This window comes from Marinobacter daqiaonensis, assembly GCF_900115285.1.
GTDB classification, from domain to species: Bacteria; Pseudomonadota; Gammaproteobacteria; order Pseudomonadales; family Oleiphilaceae; genus Marinobacter; species Marinobacter daqiaonensis.
In genome coordinates this window covers 518,535-537,125 of the sequence record NZ_FOYW01000002.1, presented here as the reverse complement: position 1 = coordinate 537,125, position 18,591 = coordinate 518,535, and the positions used below count along the sequence as shown (strand labels likewise).

Sequence of the window (18,591 nt, the reverse complement as noted above, 5' to 3'; positions counted from 1 at the left end):
GATAGACTATGGCCCCTGCCCGGGAGACGGGGCCTGACACTACCGCGTGCCGCTACAGACACGGGTGTAATCAACCCCCCGGCTTCCGATGAAGCGGTGGCACCAGCTCATTGTGCCATCGAAGCTGATTCCGGGACCCATACCCGGTGAACCGACTGCCTGAAGGATACCGACATGGCTGCATTTATCCAGAAGCTCTTCAAGAAACGCACCGCGTCAGCAACCAGGCCGGATACCGACTCCCGGAAAAAACAACCGGCGCAAGACAGACCGGATCCCGCCAGCGAATCCCCGGTAAAAAGCCCGGAGCAGGCCCTGATTGACCAGCAACGGGCAAAGATCGCCGAGCCCGATCCCGACCAGGAGACATTGGCGGAGCTGGCAACCCATGGCCTGGCGGCGGACATACGCCTGGATGCGGTCAGGCGAGTAACCGATGAATCCCTCCTGCAACGGGTGCAGAAGGCGACCCGTGGCAGGGACAAGGGCGTTTATCAGCACGCCCGTCAGGCATTGCAGGAAATACGTCAGCGCCAGGCCAGGGCACAGCAGACCCGCGACGACCTGGCGAAACTGACCAACCAGGCAAAGGAGCTGGCCCTGACCAGCGACACCTCCCTCTACGAGGCCCGGGTCGAGAAGCTCGAACAGGCATGGTCGACACTCGAACCGGCCGCCACCAATGAAGAGAAGGCTGAAATTCTGGCCGCACTGCACGATTGTCGCCAGCGCGCCGGTGAGCTGGCCGCACAGCGAGAAGAGGTGATCCGTCGCGAGAACCAGAGAGAACAGCGGGAGCTGACCCTTACTCTGCTGAAAGAGACCATCGCTGACCTCGAACGGGAGCAGACGGACCATGCCACCCTGCCCTCCCTGGACGCACTGCAGCGCACCCAGGAGAACCGCTGGCTGGAAGCCACACGGGAAACCGACGTCAGCAAGTCCGAACAGAAAGACTACGAAAGCCTGATGCAGACGCTCAAGTCCCACGTCGCGGCACTGCGTCGCCTGGGGGTCCACCAGGAACAGATCCAGGCACTCCTCGATGATGAGGTGGAGCCCGACCCCGAGGCCGCCCGGGCTCTGTTGGAGAACCTTGAATGGCCAGGAAGCCTGCCGCGACCCGAGGCACTCGAACGACTTGCCCGGGCGGCCAATGTCAGAAGACCCGTGCAGCAGGTCGAAGGTGACCGGGAGCAGCAAAAGGTGCTGCAGGAAAGGCTGGACCGGGTGTTGGGACAACTGGAACAGACGCTCGCGGAAAATCTTCTCAAGGAGTCCCGGCAAAACCTGAAGCAGGCCCAGGCCCTGCACCGCCAACTGACCGGCAAAGAGGCGAGACACCACCAGGGCAACCTGCAGCGCCTGGCCGGCCAGGTCAGGGAACTGGGCGATTGGCGTGGATTCGCGACCGGTCCCAAGCAGGCGGCACTTTGCGAGCAGATGGAATATCTGGCCGAGCAGCCCATGGATCCCGAAGCCAAGGCCGCCCGAATCCAGGAGTTGCAGCAGGAATGGAAAAACCTGGGCGGCTCCTCGGACCGCGACCTCTGGCAACGCTTCCGTACCGCATCCGATGCCGCCTTTGAGCCCTGCAAAGCGTATTTCGAGGCGCGGTCTGACCTGAAGAAAGTCAACCTGCAGAAACGGCAGACCCTTTGCGAGGAGCTGGCCCGCTACCTGGAAGCCGCAGACTGGGCAACCGTCGACTGGAAAGCGGCGGAACAGATCGAAAAAACCGCCCGCCAGGAATGGCGGGAAGCCTGGCCGGTGGAGTTCCGGGACAATCGGCCCATTCAGAAACGGTTTGATCAGCTCATGGCCGAACTGGGAAGGAGACTGGACGAAGAGCGGCTCCATAACGAAGCGCTCAAACAGGGCATTGTCGATGAAGCCCAGGCCCTGATTGATCACACACCGCTGAACGAAGCCATGGACAGGGCCAAGGCCCTGCAGAAGCAGTGGCAGGAAATCGGTGTTACCCGACACCGGGAAGACCGCAAGTTATGGAAAGCCTTCCGCGCTGCTTGCGACCAGATATTTTCCCGCCGGGACGAGGAGCGCCAGCTGCGCAATCAACAGGTCAACGAGGCGGACGAAACGGCGGCCCCCTTGCTGGCGAAGGCGCAGGCTGCCCTTGATGCCGATTCACTGGATGAGCCTGCTGTGCGGACCTTACGGGACCAGCTTCGGGAGGCTGCGGCCTCGCCGGTATCCAGCAAAGTCGGGAAGCAGCTGCAGGACTGTATCAATCGGCTTGAGGAGCGCAGGAAGCAGGAAGCGGTTCTGGCGAATACCCGGCAGTGGCAGGACTGGATCCGACAGCGGACTCTCGGTCCTGTCGATGCCAGCACCCTGCCCCGCCACTGGCAGACGCTTCAGTCCCAGGTGAGCCTGGCGCAGCCACAGGAAGTGGTCGTTCTGGCAGAGATCCTCACGGGTACTCCCTCGTCCCAGAGCGATCAGAACCTGCGCATGGAGCTCCAGGTTCGCCGTCTCAAGGAAGGCCTGGCAGGTTCTGCAACGCCTTCGGACCAGGATCTGGAAGCTCTGGTCGCGCGCTGGTGCCTTGATCTGGACGGCGAAAACCCGGACCCGGCACTGGCCGAACGCTTCTGTGACGCATTGCAACCCCGTTAAACGGGCCTGTGTCAGGTTATGGAGAGATTGTCACGACCAACCTGACACTGCCTGTGGTAACGGTCAGGTTGGTTGCCTACAATGAGGCAAAGGCCGTCGCCAGCCATCCGGTCACCTGTGGGCCCCAGTAATGGAATCTGCTTACTGACAGGCGGGCGAGACTCACCGATAACGGTGATGCCGGTCCAGCATTAAGCAGGTAACCTACTCTATGAAGAACATCAGCACGCCTTCCCTTCCCCACGTCCGGAATTTCGCCCTTGGCCTTCTGATCAGCCTCCCCCTGACGGGTATTGGCACTGGCCTGCATGCCAGCGTCGACCGGACGGCATTCGAGGCGGTCGCGCCGACCATTGAGCAGGCGCGGGCCAACATCCTTATTTCTAGGCAGCTCCAGTTCACTCACCTCCGTGATCAGACCATCAATGATGAACTGGCCGGAGAGGTTTTCGCGGATTATCTCGACTATCTCGATGGCCAACGCATTTACCTGACCCAGAAGGACATTGACGACTTCGAGCCCTTAAAGGAGAGCATGGGCGCCTCCTTGCGGACCGGTCAGCTCCAGCCCGGCTTCGACATTTACAACCGGGTACAGACCCGCATTCTTGAACGGCTGGACTACGCCCTGGGGCAACTCGAAGAGGGAATCGGCCAGTTCCAGTCCGAGTCCGATGAAACCCTGTTGCTGGATCGCTCGAAAGCCGACTGGGAACCGGACCAGGAAGCTCTGGATCAGCTCTGGGACAAACGCCTCCGTAATGCGGTGCTGGGCCAGCGCCTTAACGGCAGTTCCGATGAGGAAATCATCGAAGTTCTGACCCGCCGTTATGAGAGTCAGCGCAAGCGGATTTCACAGATGCGCAGCGAAGATGCGTTCCAGGCCTATATGAATGCCTTTACCGGGACCTGGGACCCACACACCAGCTATTTTTCGCCGCGGAACTCCGAAAACTTCAACATCAATATGAGCCTGTCCCTTGAGGGAATAGGCGCGGTGCTGCAATCCGACAATGAATACACCAAGGTGGTGCGCCTGGTGCCCGGTGGGCCTGCTGCCCGCCAGAGTCAGCTGAGCCCCGCCGACCGGATTGTATCGGTGAAGCAGGAGGATGAGGAGGAACCCACCAACGTGATCGGATGGCGTCTCGACGAAGTGGTCGACCTTATTCGTGGCCCCCGTGGCTCCACCGTCACTCTGGAAGTGATTCCCGCGACCGCCAGCGATGAGACCGTGACCCGGACCATATCCATCAAGCGGGACAAGGTGAAGCTCGAGGAGCAAAGCGCCCAGAGTGATGTCATTGAACTGGACCGCAACGGTGAGACCTACCGTATCGGTCTGATTGACATTCCCACCTTCTATGCGGACTTCCAGGCCATGCAGCGGGGCGACCCCGATTATAAGAGCACCACACGGGACGTCCGCAGGTTACTGGAAAACCTGAAAGAGGAGCGCAATATCGACGGCCTTGTGGTGGACCTTCGCAATAATGGTGGCGGCGCCCTTCATGAGGCGAACGACCTGGTGGGCCTGTTCATCGATCAGGGCCCGACGGTACAGATCCGGGGCACCGACGACCAGGTACAGGTACTGGCGGACCAGGACCCCAGTGTTGCCTGGGACGGCCCCATGGTGGTGCTTGTCAACCGCATGAGCGCATCTGCCTCTGAAATCTTTGCGGGCGCCATTCAGGACTATGGCCGTGGACTCGTGGTTGGCTCCCAGACCTTCGGCAAGGGCACCGTGCAGGCGGTACGTTCCCTTAACCATGGCCAGTTGAAGATCACCCAGTCCAAGTTTTACCGGGTGTCCGGCGGGTCCACCCAGCATCGCGGCGTGATTCCGGATATCAAGATTCCGTCGCGGATCGACAACTCCCGGATTGGTGAGGACTCGCTGGAACGTGCCCTGCCCTGGGATCAGATTGAAGCGGTGCCACACGCCCGTTATTTTGACTTCAGCAATGTCATTGATGATCTGCGGGATCGCCACCAGGCGCGTTTCTCGGAAAATCCGGAATTCCGCCTGCTGCAAAAGGAAATCGACTTTCTCGAGGAGCAGCGGGAAACCACCATGGTGAGCCTGAACGAGGACAAACGTCGCAGGTATCAGAACGAGCTTGAGCGACGCCAGCTGACCATCGCCAATGCACGGCGTGAGCTCCGTGGCGAGGAGCCTTTCGAGTCCTTCGAGGCCATGGAGGAGCACCAGGAGCAGCAGGCGGCCGCCGCCCATGGCAATGAGGACGACGAGCTGGACTTCATTGTGCGGGAGGGCGGGCATATCATGGCCGACATGCTGGAACTGGACCGCCGGATGGCGACAATCCTGCCATCCGGCACGGTGACCGCCAGGGCCCAGTAACCACCCTTCAATGAAAAAACCGGCAGCCCACTCGGGGTTGCCGGTTTTTTTTGGCTGGTCGGTCCGCTCTGTCAGCCGAACAGATTGTGCATTCCGGCGACGTTGGGGCTGTGAACGACACCCCGCTCGGTCACAATCAGATCAATCAGGCCGGCGGGGGTCACATCAAACACCGGATTGTGGACCCGGACCTTTTCCGGTGCCGTCCTGATACCGCCCATCTCCCGGAGCTCCGTGCCATCGCGCTCTTCGATGGGAATCTGGTCGCCGGTCTCCATTGCCATATCAACGGTACTGGAGGGAGCAACCACCATGAACCTGACTTTATGGTGACGGGCAAGCACGGCGAGACTGTAAGTACCGATCTTGTTCGCCACGTCGCCATTGGCAGTAATGCGGTCCGCCCCGACGATCACCCACTTGACGTCTCCCCTGGCCATCAGCGACGCCGCGGCACCCTCCGCGTTCAGGGTGACCGGAATATCGTCCCGCATCAGCTCCCAGGCTGTCAGTCGCGCTCCCTGCAGCCAGGGGCGGGTTTCATCCGCGTACACCCGCTTGAGCAGGCTCCGTTCATGAAGCCTCCGGATCACCCCCAGTGCCGTCCCATAGCCGCCAGTGGCGAGAGCCCCGGTGTTGCAGTGGGTCAACACCGAACAGGGCCGCTGCAGGTCCATGGCCTCAAGAGCCAGATCCGCCATGGTCAGATTCGACGCCAGGTCCTCTTCGTGAATAGCGACAGCTTCCGCCGCCAGCCGCAGGACACCATCTTCCCGGGTTTCACATTCCGACAGGACACCTTTCATGCGTTCCAGAGCCCAGAACAGGTTTACCGCCGTGGGCCGCGATGCCGCCAGCTCTTCAATCGCTGCCTCGACATCCCGCTGCCAGCGACCATCATCGGCGGTCCGTGCCGCCAGCGCTACACCGTAGGCGGCGCTGATACCGATCGCCGGGGCACCACGAACAACCATCTCACGGATGGCCCGGGCCACACCCGGAGCATCCTCGATGGTCAGCCAGTGCTCCTCCCTGGGCAGAAGGCGCTGATCGAGAAGCTCCAACGCACTCTGGCTCCAGCGAATGGCGACTGTTCCGGTGTTCCGTGGGATCTCGGTTTGGCTCGCGGAATTCTTTGACATCAAGGTCTCCAGTAATTCATTCAGTATTTCTGATACCACAGTATAGCGGCATCGGACTGGCTGCCCTCCAGTGCGATCGTTATACTTTGGCCCTGCAGGAAAGTCACCCCAAATCCCGACAGAGCCACAGGGCCTATTCATGACCGCAGATACCATTATCGCCGCCGATATCCGCATCAATGCCCGCTGGCTGATTCCCGTGGAGCCGCTCGGGGTGGTGCTTGAGAATCAGGCGGTGCTGATCCTCGGCAACCGGCTCGAGGCTATCGTGCCGCAGGCCGAAGCGGACACCCATTTCCGGGCCCGGGAAACCATAGACCTGCCCCACCACGTGATTGTTCCCGGTCTGATCAATATGCATGGCCACGCGGCCATGTCGCTTTTCCGGGGCATGGCTGACGATCTTCCGCTGATGACCTGGCTCAACAACCACATCTGGCCGGCGGAAGGCGCCTTTGTGAGTGAGCGGTTCATTGCTGATGGAACGCAACTGGCCATGGCGGAGATGCTGCGCACCGGTACCACCTGCTTCTCCGACATGTACTTCTTTCCCGAAGTGGCAGCCCAGATGGCCAGGGATACCGGCATGCGGGCACAAGTGTGCTTTCCCCTGATGGAAATGCCGACACCCTGGGGCAGCGGTCCGGATGAATACCTGGCCAAGGGACGGGACCTGATCGACCAATGGCGGGACGACCCCTACATCCGAATCGCTATTGGTCCCCATGCGCCTTACACCGTGAACGACAGTACCTTCAGGCGGGCCGTAGCAATCCAGCACGAGACCGGGGCCGCCCTCCAGGTCCACCTCCATGAAACCGCGTCTGAGGTCTCGGAAGCGGAAAGCCAGAGCGGTCAACGCCCCATCGCGCGCATGGAGAACCTGGGCGTGCTGGGACGCAATACCCAGTGTGTGCACATGACAGCGCTTAATGACCAGGATCTGGCCATGGTGCGGGGCAGTGGCGCCCACGTGGTTCACTGCCCTGAATCCAACCTCAAGCTGGCAAGCGGCTTCTGTCCGGTTCAGAAGCTGCGGGACGCAGGCACCAATGTAACCATCGGTACTGACGGCGCCGCCAGCAACAACGACCTGGACCTTTTCGGGGAGATGTCCACCGCCGCCATGCTGGCCAAGGCGGTCGCCGGAGACGCCGCCGCCCTGTCCGCCCATGACGCCCTGGCCATGGCCACTATCAACGGAGCGCGCGCACTGGGCCGGGAGAATGAGTTGGGCTCACTGGTAGCCGGCAAGCAGGCAGACCTGGTTGCAGTGGACCTCAGCGATCCTTTCCTGCAACCGGTTTACGATCCTGCCTCCCACCTGGTCTACAGCAACCATGGCCGCCAGGTAAGCCATAGCTGGATTGCTGGCGTACCTCAGGTACAGGAAGGCCGCCTGACCCGGATCGATGTACCCGACCTGATGCTCCGTGTCCGGGAGTGGCACGACCGGATCGTTGCTGCGAAAATGAACTGAAACCGCTTTGACCGGCCTATAACCCTTAGGCAGGCAAAACCCTTTTTCCAGGCGTACGACCATGACCAGAACCAACGTAGACCAGAATGAGATCGCCAAGTTCGAAGCATTGGCCAGCCGCTGGTGGGATCCCACCAGCGAATTCCGGCCGCTGCACGACATCAACCCCCTGCGGCTCAATTACATTGACGAGCGCACGCCCCTGGCCGGCAAAAAAGTGCTGGACGTGGGGTGCGGCGGCGGCCTGCTGTCGGAGGGCATGGCCCGCCGGGGAGCCGAAGTGACGGGCATCGATATGGGCGAGGCTCCGCTGACCGTGGCCCGGCTACATGGTCTTGAGTCCGGGGTCTCTGTGGACTACCGACAGATCACGGTGGAGGAACTCGCCGACGATCCGGAAAATCAGGGCAGCTTCGACATCGTGACCTGTTTGGAAATGCTTGAGCATGTGCCGGAACCCGCTTCAGTGGTTTCGGCGTGCGCACGGCTGCTCAAGCCGGGTGGGCACCTCTACGTTTCCACCATCAATCGCAACCCGAAGTCGTTCCTGTTCGCCATAGTCGGCGCGGAATATGTCTTGCGGCTGCTGCCCAAGGGGACTCACGAATGGAGCAAGTTCATCCGCCCCTCGGAGATGTCGGATTTCCTGCGTAATGCCGGCCTTGATGTCCACGAGCTGACCGGTATGACCTATAACCCGGTCACCAAGGTCTACAAGCTTGGACGGGACGTCGACGTGAACTATCTGATGCACGCCAGCAAACCCGACGAGAACTGATCCATGAGCCGACCATTGCCCAGACCACCTTCCACGGTGCTGTTCGATCTGGACGGCACCCTGATCGACACGGCACCGGATTTCATCCGCTGCCTGAACGCACTGAGGAAGGATTACGAACTGACGCCTCTGGCGGCCGACGGTATCCGGCCCCACGTATCCGACGGCGCCCGTGCCATGATTCGGCTGGGTTTCGGCCTGGAACCGGACGACCCCGGCTACCGGGAACGCCATGCCCGTTTTCTGGACCTGTACGAAGCCGGTATCTGTGAGGAAACAGAATTGTTCAGGGGCATGGATAACCTGCTGGGCGCGCTTGAGGATGCCGGCGTGCCCTGGGGCATTGTCACCAACAAACCGGTGCGTTTCGCCGAGCCGCTGCTGGCCGCGCTGGCGCTGGAAAGCCGCTGTGGGGCACTGATCTGCCCCGATCATGTCAATGAACGCAAGCCCTCGCCGGAAGGGCTGCACCTGGCCTGCCGCCAGATGGGTGCGGAACCGGCCAGGGCCATCTATGTGGGCGACCACGCCAGGGATATCGAAGCCGGCCGCAATGCCGGCATGGTGACTGTCGCGGTGCGTTACGGCTACATCGTCAACCCCAGTGAGGTTGACCTCTGGCAGGCCGACCACACCGTAGACACGGTGGACCAGCTGGTAAACCTGTTACAATAGCGCCGGGCTCCGGTACGAGCCTGTTCAGATTCAAAGCCTCTTCCACTCAAGACCCTGCAGGAGCAGATACCACATGGCGGACAATCCCATGCACACCTACCAGGCCCCGGAGGATTTGCTGAAGGACCACATCATACTGGTAACCGGCGCGGGCGCAGGCATCGGACGGGCGGCCGCCAAGGCCTTTGCCGCCCACGGCGCCACGGTGATCCTGCTGGGACGGACCATCTCCAAGCTGGAGGCGGTCTACGACGAGATAGAGGCGGCCGGTCATCCAAAGCCCGCCATCGTGCCCATGAACCTGGAGGGCGCCGCGGTCAAGGACTATGAAGAGATGGCCATGACCATCGAGGACAACTTCGGTCGCCTTGATGGGCTGCTCCATAACGCCAGCATTCTGGGCGCCCGGAGTCCAATCGAGCTTTACAACCCGGAGACCTGGAACAAGGTAATGCAGGTGAATGCAACCGCGCCGTTCCTGCTGACCCGGGCAACCATCCCGCTGCTGCGACAGTCCGGGGATGCGTCGGTGATCTTCACCTCTTCCGGTGTCGGTCGCAAAGCCAAGGCCTACTGGGGTGCCTATGCGGTGTCCAAGTTTGCAATCGAAGGTCTCAGCCAGATGCTTGCCGATGAGCTGGACGACGAGCGTCATAACATCCGGGTCAACAGTCTGAACCCGGGTGCGACCCGCACGAACATGAGAGCCCATGCCTACCCGGCGGAAAATCCCATGGGCAATCCTGCGCCGGAGGAACTGATGCCCAGCTACCTTTACCTCATGGGACGGGACAGCCGGGGAGTGACCGGTCAGCAGCTGAACGCCCAGGAGAAATGATGCAGCTGACATTCTTCACCACCTCCCACTGCGAACTGTGCGACCTGGCCGAAGCCCTGCTGGTGAATACACCGCTGCCGCATCCTGTTCCGGTCGAAGCCGTGGATATCGCCTCCTCCGCTGAACTGGTTGAGCGCTATGGCACCCGTATCCCGGTCCTGCGTAGGGAAGACAATGGCGCGGAGATGGGCTGGCCCTTCACCCGGGACGATCTGCTGGACTTTCTGGCACCCGGTCCGTCCACTACTTCAGGCCGACTCCACTGAGGAAACGCTGTCATGTTAATGGTCATATCCCCCGCCAAGAACCTGGACTACGAAAGCCCGCTGGCAACCACCAGCTACACCCAGCCAGCGTTTCTGGAAGAATCCTGCGAACTGATTGACCAGCTCAAGGAACTGGAACCCCACCAGGTCAGTAACCTCATGGGCATCAGCGACAAGCTCGGCCAGCTAAACGCCGAGCGGTTCCAGCAGTGGCATACGCCCTTCACGCCGGATAACGCCCGCCAGGCGGTACTGGCTTTCAACGGGGATGTGTACACGGGCCTGGGTGCACAGGACTTCTCGGAGCAGGAATTCGAATTCGCCCAGGAACATTTGCGTATCCTGTCCGGTCTCTACGGCGTGCTTCGCCCCCTCGACCTGATGCAGCCCTATCGCCTCGAGATGGGGACGAAGTTTGAAAACAGGCGTGGCAAGGACCTCTACAAGTTCTGGGGTGATACCATCACCGAAGCGCTCAATGAACAGCTGGCCGCCGACGATGGCGTCCTGGTGAACCTGGCCTCCAATGAATACTTCAAGAGCGTTCGCAAGAAACAGCTGGATGCCCGTATCATTACGCCCCAGTTCAAGGACTGGAAAAACGGCCAGTACAAGATGATCAGTTTCTACGCCAAGAAAGCCCGGGGCCTGATGTGCCGTTACGCCATCAAAAACGGCATTACCCAGGCTGATGATCTCAAAGGGTTCAACCTGGAGGGGTACCGCTTCAGCGAGGAGCACTCTTCCGGCGATAACTGGACCTTTCTGCGCGACGAGCAATAACCCCTAACAAAAACGCTGCCGTTGAGCACCAGACCGGTGCCGGCGCCACCGCCCCTCTTTCAGGGCTGGTGGTGGACCGGCTTTGACTTTTAGAACTGACGGAGCGTTGCATGAACGAAGCACTGTTCGCGGAAATTGCCCTCTACGTTTTCCTGACAGCACTGATCGGCTGGATGGGATTCATCGTCTGGGACCTGGCCAAGAAATCCCAGGCCGGACGACTGGGCACCATTATCCTCTTTACCGTGCTGGGCGCGGGCGTGGTGGGTTTCATCGTCAAGACCGTACTGGTCGAAGTGATGCAGATCTAGTCAACCCGCTGGCGGCCCGGCCAAAGGCCGGCCTCACTGTCCCAGTAATCTCTTACAGACCCAGAATCAAGCAAGGACCGAATCCATGTGGTTTCGCAATGCCCGAGTATTTCGCTTCACCAAGCCCTTTGACATCACTCCGGAGCAGCTGGAGGAAAAACTGACGGCTGATGCTTTCAAGCCCTGCGGCCCCCAGGAAACCACCCGCCAGGGTTGGGTATCGCCGCTTGGCAAGCACGGCGACCTGCTGGTTCACAGCGCCGGCGGCTACCACCTTGTGGCATTGCGAAAGGAAGAGAAGGTGTTGCCCGGCCCGGTGATCAAGGAAATGGTGGAAGAAAAGGCCGAGGCCATTGAAGCTGAGCAGGGCCGCAAGGTCCGCAAGAAAGAGAAGGATGAACTCAAGGAAGAAGTGATGCTGGAGATGCTACCCCGGGCCTTCTCCCGCAATCGCCGCAGTTTCGCCTATCTGGCACCGCAGGACGGCGTTCTGGTGGTGGATGCCGGGTCCGCGAAGCAGGCGGAGGATCTGGCGTCGGCTCTGCGCCAGAGTCTGGGTTCGCTACCGGTGCGTCCGCCGGCCCTTGAGCAGGCGCCAAGCTTTACTTTCACTGGGTGGCTGGACGAGTCCATTGACCTGCCCGGGGCTATAGAGCTGGGCATGGAATGCGAGCTGAAGGATCCTTCAGAGGACGGCGGCGTGGTTCGCTGCAAGGGCATGGACCTGCGGGCGGAAGAGATCCAGAATCACCTGGAAGCGGGCATGCAGGTTACCAAGCTCGCCCTGACCTGGGACGAGAATGTGTCCTTCGTGCTGGATGAAGAATTCGGCATTCGCCGCCTGAAGTTCGGTGAGACTCTTCAGGAAAAGCTGGAAGAGGTGGATTCCGATGATGCCGCCGCGAAATTCGACGCGGCTTTCTCGCTGATGACCCTGGAGCTGTCACGATTGATTCCAGGCCTGCTGGAAGCGATGGGTGGGGAGGACAAATCCGCGATTATCGAAGAGCAAAACTGACTGTAGGAGCCAGCCCGCTGGCGGGGAATAAACCCGCCAGAGTTTCACAGGACCTCCTCGCTGGCAGGCCAGCTCCTACAGAATGGCTCGGAGCATTTCTGCAGGTGTAGGAGCCAGCCTGCTGGCGAAGAGCAAACCCGCCAAGGCTCAGCAGAACCCCTTTCGCTGGCCGACCAGCTCCTACAGGTGCGGCGTCGGGACCTGTGACCCGCTTAATGATGCGCCCGGGCCAGCCTCTCCCGCTGCCAGTCTTTCTCGGGTTCGTTCAGCACCAGTCGCAGGTCCATCACCTCTTCCTCGCGGTTGTAATGGATACTGAAGCCCAGGTGTTCCGCCAGTTGCAGCATGGGACGGTTGTCGGGCAGGACATTGCCCACCATTTCCATGGTCCCCCGTGACCGGCAATAGTCGATCATCTTCTGCATCAGGGCGACGCCAAGGCCCTCCCCCTTCATCTTGTCGTGCACCATTACCGCGAATTCGCAACGCAGGTTATCAGCGTCGGTCCACACCCGCACGGTACCCAGGGTCTCCTCACCTTCCTCGTCCTCACGCGGAGCGTTGGCTACAAAAACCATTTCCCGGTCATAGTCGATCTGCACCATCTGGGCCACGTCCTCCCGGGAGAAGTGCTTGCGGAATTGGAAGAAGCGATAGCGGATGGACTCCGGCGACTGCAACTCGTGGAACGCGCGGTGAGAGGGCTCGTCTTCCGCAAGCACTGGCCGGATGATTACCCGGCGACCGGACTTCGGCAGCACCATCCACTCCTCAAGCTCCCGGGGATAGGGCTGAATAATTGGCCTGCCAGGCTTGTCTGAAAGGTCGATGGCCACATCCACCGCCATCAGCTGATCGTTGTTGAACAGCAACGGAGAGATTTCCAGGCCACGAATCTCCGGAATATCGATCACAATCTGGGACAGGGTGATCAGCACCTCACACAGGGCGCGAATGTCCTGCTCGGCATGGGGACTGAACTCCCGCAGAAGCTTGGACATGTAGGTGCGGTGCAGCAGCTCCCGGGCCAGCACCATGTTCAGGGGTGGCAGGGCAATCTGCCGGTCCGACATCACGTTGATCTGTGCGCCCGCCGCCCCACAGACCACCAGCGGGCCGAACAGTGCGTCGCGAGTGATGCCGACGCTGAAGGCAATGCCGTCAATATGCTTGTAGGAGCGCTGGACCGCAAAACCGAGGAAGCCACTGTCCGGAAAGTGCTTCTGGTAGTCCTCCATCAGATCGCGGCAGGCGTCGATCAGGTCGTTTTCGTTGGTCAGACCGTGCACCGTGGAACGATAGCGGCCCCGGCCGGACTGGTACTCCATGAACGGATGGCAGGCGCGCTGGTGCATCAGGGTCACATCCACCGGCCGGCGCTCCACCGCGAAGGCCTCGATCACCTCCTCCACGTCGTCGCAGTGTACAGTGGGAACCGTATTGATCCCGTAATCCGCAAGAACCTGCCGCGCTTCCCGGTCGGACAGGTGGTTTCGGTCCGAGCGCAGCGCATTGACAATGATGCGCCGGGCGTTGGAGTGATCCGCGAAATGGTCGGTGAAGGATTCCGGTGTCTCCGCCAGCAGGCGCTGGACCCGCTGATGGTTCACGTGCTGCATGAAAGCCATGACCGCCTTTTCCGGCGAAAAGAATGAAGGCACGCCCGCCCGATAGAATTCGTCCCGGGCATCCAGAACGGTACTCTGCCCCAGCCAGCAGGTGAAGACATTCAGCCGGGTACCCTTGATCGCCTGGACCACTGCATCGGCGATCTGGAGGCTGTCCTCGGTCAGGCTCGGTGAGTACATGATCAGTACGTTGGAGATTTCCGGATCCTTTGCCAGGACCCTGATGGCCTTGGCGTAAAGCTCCGGAGACGCATCGTAACTGAGGTCAATGGGGTTCTTGCGGCTCCAGTAAGGCGGCAGGATCTCCGCCAGGCCCTCTATGGACTTTTCGGAAAGGGTTGCCAGTTCGCCACCGAGGGCGGCCAGGCGGTCCACCGCCAGTACACCGGGCCCCACACCGTTTGCCATGATGGCCAGGGACTCACGCTTGAGCGGGCGCATGCGGGTGAGGGTTTCCAGGGCGTCGAACATCTGACCAAGGCCGTCCACCCGCAGTACGCCGGCCCGTTGCAGGGTGGCATCGTAGATGGGGTCGCTGCGGTGCAGGCCGGCGGGGAGCTCGTGCCTGAACCATTCGGACTCCGGCACCCGCCCGCTCTTCACCGCAATCACCGGTTTGGTCCGGGAAGCCACCCGCACCGCGGACATGAAGCGGCGCGGATTGGGGATATTCTCGATGTGGAGCAAGATGGCACGGGTCTGGGAGTCTTGGGCCAGATAGTCGATCAGGTCATCGTGGTCGATGTCCATGGAATCCCCGAGAGTGAGGAAGTAGGAAAAGCCTACCCCCCGGGCGAACGCCCAGTCGATGACCGAACTCGCGACACTGCCCGACTGCCCGACGAATGCCACCTTCCCCGGCAGCACTCCCATGTGGGCATAGGTCGCATTGAGTTTACGGGCCGGCACCATAAGACCAATGGTATTGGGGCCGAGTACCCGGATACCGGTTTCACGGGCCGCCTCACCCACGGAATACATCAATGGCTGACCAGTCCTGGAATGGGCCCGGGACATCCCGCCGGTCATTACCATGGCGGTGCGCACCCCCGCTTTTCCCAGTCGCCGCACCACCTTGGGTACCGTATCCGGAGGCGTGCAGACGATGGCCAGTTCCGGGCTGAACTCCATCTTCGACACCTTGGCCACGCAAGGGACTCCGTGGACCGACTCGTAGCCATTGCGGTTGATCACCAGCATCCGACCGGGGTAGCTGCCACCCAGAAGGTTCCGCAGCACCATACCCCCCAGGTTGTCGGCCCGCTCGGAGGCGCCAACCACCACGATGGAAGACGGGTTGAACAGGCTTTCCAGGTATCGGGTGCCCAAAATGCAATCTCCTAAGTGCCAGCAGACCTATTGAATATTCCCTATCTTAGGCGTTGCGGTCCCGATGTAAACCGAATTCCTTAACCAGGCGGGGCGCCGGCTACGACCAAAGAATCCCAGCGCAATGGCGGTATCCCTGTTACCATGAAAGAAAATACAGAAAGCCCGAAAGCCTGGCAGGACAGCAAGCGACCATGACTACCGCGTTTTTCTCCCACGACGACTGTGCCAAGCACAACATGGGTGCGGAACATCCGGAATGTCCGGAGCGCCTCAGCCGTATCATCAGTTATCTTGAGGACACCGGGCTCGACCAGGAGCTGGACTGGGTACGTCCCGATGAGGCAACCCGCGACCAGCTACAACTGGTGCACCCGGAAAAGTACCTGCACCAGCTGGATCTGATGCAACCCACTAAGGGCCGGGTATTTACCGACCCAGACACCGCGCTGATGCCGGATACCTTACGGGCCGCGAGGCTGGCAGCGGGCGCCAACATAGAAGCGGTGGACATGGTACTGAGCAGCCAGGTCACCAACGCCTTTGTCTGCGCGCGGCCCCCGGGGCATCACGCCGAGCGGGCGAAGTCCATGGGCTTCTGTTTCTACAACAATGTCGCTCTGGCGGCCATGAGGGCGCTCACCTTCCACCAGCTGAAACGGGTCGCCATCATCGATTTCGACGTCCATCAGGGCAATGGCACGGTGGATATCGTGCAGGGGGACGAGCGCATCCTGATGTGCTCCAGCTTCCAGCACCCTTTCTATCCTCACTCCCACGTCTACCGGTTACCGGAAAACATCGTCAACGTTCCGGTTCCCGCCGGATGCCAGGGACCGGAGTACCGCAAGCTGGTGGAAGCCGGCTGGATGAAGCGGCTGGAGGAATTCCAGCCCCAGCTGATCCTGATATCGGCGGGTTTCGACGGCCACAGAATGGACCCCATGGCTGAAATGAACCTGGAGACAGAGGACTATCGCTGGCTGACGGAAATGCTCACCGGTGTCGCCCGGGAGTATGCCAATGACCGCATCATCTCGACCCTGGAGGGGGGCTACCATCTCAACGCCCTGGCGGAAAGCGTGGCGGCCCATGTGGGTGAACTGGTGAAAGCGGGCCGTTAAAAGCCCGCTCAGCCGCTGGTTCCCGGGCCACGGGCATTGCCTGCCCGCTGAAGCGTCGGACGCTCTCCCTCCCGCTCCAGGCGAATGGTGGTTCTCCGGTTATCCGCAGGATTACGGGAGACCGGATACTGGTCGGCGTGAGAGCGAACAATGATCTTGTCTTCCGGCAAGCCTGCCGAGATCAGGTAGTCCGCCACCACCTGTGCCCTTTCCTCAGACAGGGCGCGGTTCTGAATCCGGCTGCCAATGCCATCGGAATGACCGTCCACGAAGACCCGCCCCACTTCCGAGTCTGCCTGCACATAGGTCACGATCCTGTCGAGCAGCTCGCGGTCACGGTCTGACAGAGAGGTGCTGCCGGACGCGAAGGGGATACGGGAACGCTGGATCTGGTCGTAGTTCACCGGCAGCAGCCCCGTCACACAACTGCGGTAACCCTCGTATTCGGAACGGAAGTTGATGTTGGACAGCCGGACCCTGACCGGCCCATCCGCGTAGCGTGCCTGACGGGTCAGCGTGGGTGCCATGCCTGAGAGCAGCCCCTGAACCATTTCCATGGCCTCCCTCTCACCAACCTGCACGGATTTTCGGGCATCACTGATGTCCACGTAGCCGACCCTGCGGGTGGGCTCACCCGGGCGCCAGGACGGAGCCTCCACCATGAGCAGGCCACGACCGGGCCGCATCAGCACGACATCGGACTCGAGGTAGAATGACAGGCTTTCCCCCGCGCGATGGGTGAATACCGCCCGGCCATAGCCCGGTACCTGATGGGTCAGGGTACAGTCAAACACTGAGGCCGACAGGTACCAGTCGCTGTTCTCCAGGCCCGCGCCAAAGGTGCTGGCCTGCCCCTGCCCGTTCCAGACCCAGGTGCTCAGCGCCAGCAGCATGCAGCCTTTGACAAGGCTCCGGCGTGGTGAACGGTGCGTTGATAATGTGTTGCGTGCCATACCCGGTTCCGGTTATCCGATTCGATAACGTGAGTGCATCTGTAAGTGCTATCGGCAGCAGGCGCGGATTCTTTAGCCATCGGGTTCTGATATACTCGGCGCCGATTTCCAGGACACGACCCTTGACCTAACCGGAGCCTCCATACCGCCATGACTGAGCAGCTGACCCTCACCCGACCGGATGACTGGCATCTTCACGTAAGGGATGGTGCGGTACTGGAAAGTGTGGTGCCGGCCACCGCCCGTCAGTTCGGCCGCGCCATCATCATGCCCAATCTTGCGCCACCGGTGACTACAGCAGACATGGCCCTGGCCTACCGTGAGCGGATCCTGGCAGCCCGGGGCGAATACACCGGCTTCGAGCCGCTGATGACCCTCTATCTCACCGGAACCACCACACCGGGCGATATCCGGGAGGCGTTCCGCGCGGGTATTGGCGCCGCCAAACTCTACCCGGCCGGGGCTACCACCAACTCCGCCTCCGGAGTGAGGGATATCAGCGAAATCGAGGAAGTCCTGGCTGCCATGGCGGATTGCGGCATGCTGCTGCTGGTTCACGGCGAGGTCACTCACAGCGACGTGGACATCTTCGACCGGGAGAAACAGTTTATCGATTCCATACTGGCGCCGGTCATAGAGCGTCATACCAGCCTGAAAGTGGTAATGGAACATATCACCACCCGGGACGCAGCTGACTTCGTCCGCAGCCACGATCAGGACCGCCTTGGGGCTACCATCACGCCCCAGCACCTGATGTACAACCGCAATCATCTGCTGGTAGGCGGTATCCGGCCGCACCTTTACTGCCTGCCGGTACTCAAGCGCAACACCCACCAGCAGGCGCTTCAGGACGCTGTGGCCAGCGGTGACCGGCGCTTTTTCCTGGGCACCGACTCCGCCCCCCACGCCCAGGACAAGAAGGAAACGGCCTGTGGCTGCGCGGGCTGCTACTCCGCCTTCAGCGCCATTGAGTTCTACGCCGAGATTTTTGAGGACCTGGGTGTACTGGACAAGCTCGAAGCCTTCGCCAGCTTCAACGGCCCGGATTTCTACGGCCTGCCGAGGAACACGGACACCATCACCCTGAAAAAGGAACCCTGGGTGCTTCCGGACACCCTTCCCCTGGCCGATGGCACCATTGTGCCCCTGCGGGCCGGTGAGACCCTGCGCTGGCGCCTGGTCTGATACGGGTTCCCGTTTTCCGAGTTCACCTGATCATGCTGGAGAGACTGTGATTGAAGCGATAAAGGCCCCCCAC

The 18,591-nt window shown here is 61.0% G+C and carries 15 protein-coding genes; 12 read left to right on the top strand and 3 right to left on the bottom strand.

Annotated features, from left to right (window positions below; translation table 11 throughout):
- The first annotated feature begins 174 nt into the window (after positions 1–174).
- Entirely contained in the window at positions 175–2,640 is a 2,466-nt protein-coding gene (locus BM346_RS15140; RefSeq protein ID WP_092014943.1) for a DUF349 domain-containing protein, read from the top strand.
- A 211-nt stretch (positions 2,641–2,851) separates the two neighbouring features.
- On the top strand, positions 2,852–5,008 hold the full coding sequence (locus BM346_RS15135; protein ID WP_092014940.1) for a carboxy terminal-processing peptidase: 2,157 nt from the start codon (positions 2,852–2,854) through the stop codon (positions 5,006–5,008).
- A 71-nt stretch (positions 5,009–5,079) separates the two neighbouring features.
- On the opposite strand, the gene mtnA is transcribed toward BM346_RS15135, so the two are convergent.
- A complete protein-coding gene (gene mtnA, locus BM346_RS15130; RefSeq protein ID WP_092014937.1) occupies positions 5,080–6,150 on the bottom strand; it encodes an S-methyl-5-thioribose-1-phosphate isomerase in 1,071 nt (356 codons plus the stop codon).
- Between the two features lie 139 nt (positions 6,151–6,289).
- On the opposite strand from mtnA, the gene BM346_RS15125 reads away from it, so the two are divergent.
- From BM346_RS15125 to rdgC, 8 genes are all read left to right on the top strand, one after another.
- A complete protein-coding gene (locus BM346_RS15125) occupies positions 6,290–7,630 on the top strand; it encodes a TRZ/ATZ family hydrolase (RefSeq protein WP_092014934.1) in 1,341 nt (446 codons plus the stop codon).
- 61 nt (positions 7,631–7,691) lie between these two features.
- Entirely contained in the window at positions 7,692–8,408 is a 717-nt protein-coding gene (gene ubiG / locus BM346_RS15120; RefSeq protein ID WP_092014931.1) for a bifunctional 2-polyprenyl-6-hydroxyphenol methylase/3-demethylubiquinol 3-O-methyltransferase UbiG, read from the top strand.
- A gap of 3 nt (positions 8,409–8,411) precedes the next feature.
- The gene (locus BM346_RS15115) at positions 8,412–9,083 is read left to right on the top strand and encodes an HAD family hydrolase (RefSeq protein WP_092014928.1); all 672 of its coding nucleotides are present in this window, start codon (positions 8,412–8,414) and stop codon (positions 9,081–9,083) included.
- An 88-nt stretch (positions 9,084–9,171) separates the two neighbouring features.
- Positions 9,172–9,921 (top strand): YciK family oxidoreductase, encoded by a 750-nt coding sequence (locus BM346_RS15110; protein WP_092015092.1) that lies wholly within the window; start codon positions 9,172–9,174, stop codon positions 9,919–9,921.
- Positions 9,921–10,187, top strand: coding sequence for a glutaredoxin family protein (locus BM346_RS15105; protein WP_092014925.1), 267 nt, complete (start codon positions 9,921–9,923; stop codon positions 10,185–10,187). Before BM346_RS15110 ends, BM346_RS15105 begins: the two co-directional genes overlap by 1 nt.
- A 12-nt stretch (positions 10,188–10,199) precedes the next feature.
- Positions 10,200–10,970, top strand: coding sequence for a peroxide stress protein YaaA (gene yaaA, locus BM346_RS15100; protein ID WP_092014923.1), 771 nt, complete (start codon positions 10,200–10,202; stop codon positions 10,968–10,970).
- A 110-nt stretch (positions 10,971–11,080) separates the two neighbouring features.
- Positions 11,081–11,281 carry a DUF2788 domain-containing protein gene (locus tag BM346_RS15095; RefSeq protein ID WP_092014921.1) on the top strand — a complete coding sequence of 67 codons (201 nt, stop codon included), beginning with the start codon at positions 11,081–11,083 and terminating at the stop codon, positions 11,279–11,281.
- 85 nt (positions 11,282–11,366) lie between these two features.
- On the top strand, positions 11,367–12,299 hold the full coding sequence (gene rdgC, locus BM346_RS15090) for a recombination-associated protein RdgC (protein WP_092014919.1): 933 nt from the start codon (positions 11,367–11,369) through the stop codon (positions 12,297–12,299).
- A 212-nt stretch (positions 12,300–12,511) separates the two neighbouring features.
- Here the strand turns inward: rdgC and BM346_RS15085 are convergent, their stop codons facing one another.
- Positions 12,512–15,256: a bifunctional acetate--CoA ligase family protein/GNAT family N-acetyltransferase gene (locus BM346_RS15085; protein ID WP_092014917.1), complete on the bottom strand. Its 2,745-nt coding sequence runs from the start codon at positions 15,254–15,256 to the stop codon at positions 12,512–12,514.
- 194 nt (positions 15,257–15,450) lie between these two features.
- Between BM346_RS15085 and BM346_RS15080 the strand changes: the two genes are divergently transcribed.
- The gene (locus BM346_RS15080; protein WP_092014914.1) at positions 15,451–16,380 is read left to right on the top strand and encodes a histone deacetylase family protein; all 930 of its coding nucleotides are present in this window, start codon (positions 15,451–15,453) and stop codon (positions 16,378–16,380) included.
- A gap of 8 nt (positions 16,381–16,388) precedes the next feature.
- Here BM346_RS15080 and BM346_RS15075 read toward each other — a convergent pair whose 3' ends face one another.
- The gene (locus BM346_RS15075; RefSeq protein WP_227662988.1) at positions 16,389–17,333 is read right to left on the bottom strand and encodes a flagellar protein MotY; all 945 of its coding nucleotides are present in this window, start codon (positions 17,331–17,333) and stop codon (positions 16,389–16,391) included.
- Positions 17,334–17,483: 150 nt separating this feature from the next.
- On the opposite strand from BM346_RS15075, the gene pyrC reads away from it, so the two are divergent.
- On the top strand, positions 17,484–18,518 hold the full coding sequence (gene pyrC, locus BM346_RS15070; RefSeq protein WP_092014908.1) for a dihydroorotase: 1,035 nt from the start codon (positions 17,484–17,486) through the stop codon (positions 18,516–18,518).
- Positions 18,519–18,591 lie beyond the last annotated feature (73 nt).

Coding starts and splice junctions, on each gene's coding strand:
- BM346_RS15140 (WP_092014943.1), top strand. CDS start 175: ATGGCTGCATTTATCCAGAAGCTCTTCAAGAAACGCACCGCGTCAGCA.
- BM346_RS15135 (WP_092014940.1), top strand. CDS start 2,852: ATGAAGAACATCAGCACGCCTTCCCTTCCCCACGTCCGGAATTTCGCC.
- mtnA (WP_092014937.1), bottom strand. CDS start 6,150: ATGTCAAAGAATTCCGCGAGCCAAACCGAGATCCCACGGAACACCGGA.
- BM346_RS15125 (WP_092014934.1), top strand. CDS start 6,290: ATGACCGCAGATACCATTATCGCCGCCGATATCCGCATCAATGCCCGC.
- ubiG (WP_092014931.1), top strand. CDS start 7,692: ATGACCAGAACCAACGTAGACCAGAATGAGATCGCCAAGTTCGAAGCA.
- BM346_RS15115 (WP_092014928.1), top strand. CDS start 8,412: ATGAGCCGACCATTGCCCAGACCACCTTCCACGGTGCTGTTCGATCTG.
- BM346_RS15110 (WP_092015092.1), top strand. CDS start 9,172: ATGCACACCTACCAGGCCCCGGAGGATTTGCTGAAGGACCACATCATA.
- BM346_RS15105 (WP_092014925.1), top strand. CDS start 9,921: ATGCAGCTGACATTCTTCACCACCTCCCACTGCGAACTGTGCGACCTG.
- yaaA (WP_092014923.1), top strand. CDS start 10,200: ATGTTAATGGTCATATCCCCCGCCAAGAACCTGGACTACGAAAGCCCG.
- BM346_RS15095 (WP_092014921.1), top strand. CDS start 11,081: ATGAACGAAGCACTGTTCGCGGAAATTGCCCTCTACGTTTTCCTGACA.
- rdgC (WP_092014919.1), top strand. CDS start 11,367: ATGTGGTTTCGCAATGCCCGAGTATTTCGCTTCACCAAGCCCTTTGAC.
- BM346_RS15080 (WP_092014914.1), top strand. CDS start 15,451: ATGACTACCGCGTTTTTCTCCCACGACGACTGTGCCAAGCACAACATG.
- BM346_RS15075 (WP_227662988.1), bottom strand. CDS start 17,333: ATGGCACGCAACACATTATCAACGCACCGTTCACCACGCCGGAGCCTT.
- pyrC (WP_092014908.1), top strand. CDS start 17,484: ATGACTGAGCAGCTGACCCTCACCCGACCGGATGACTGGCATCTTCAC.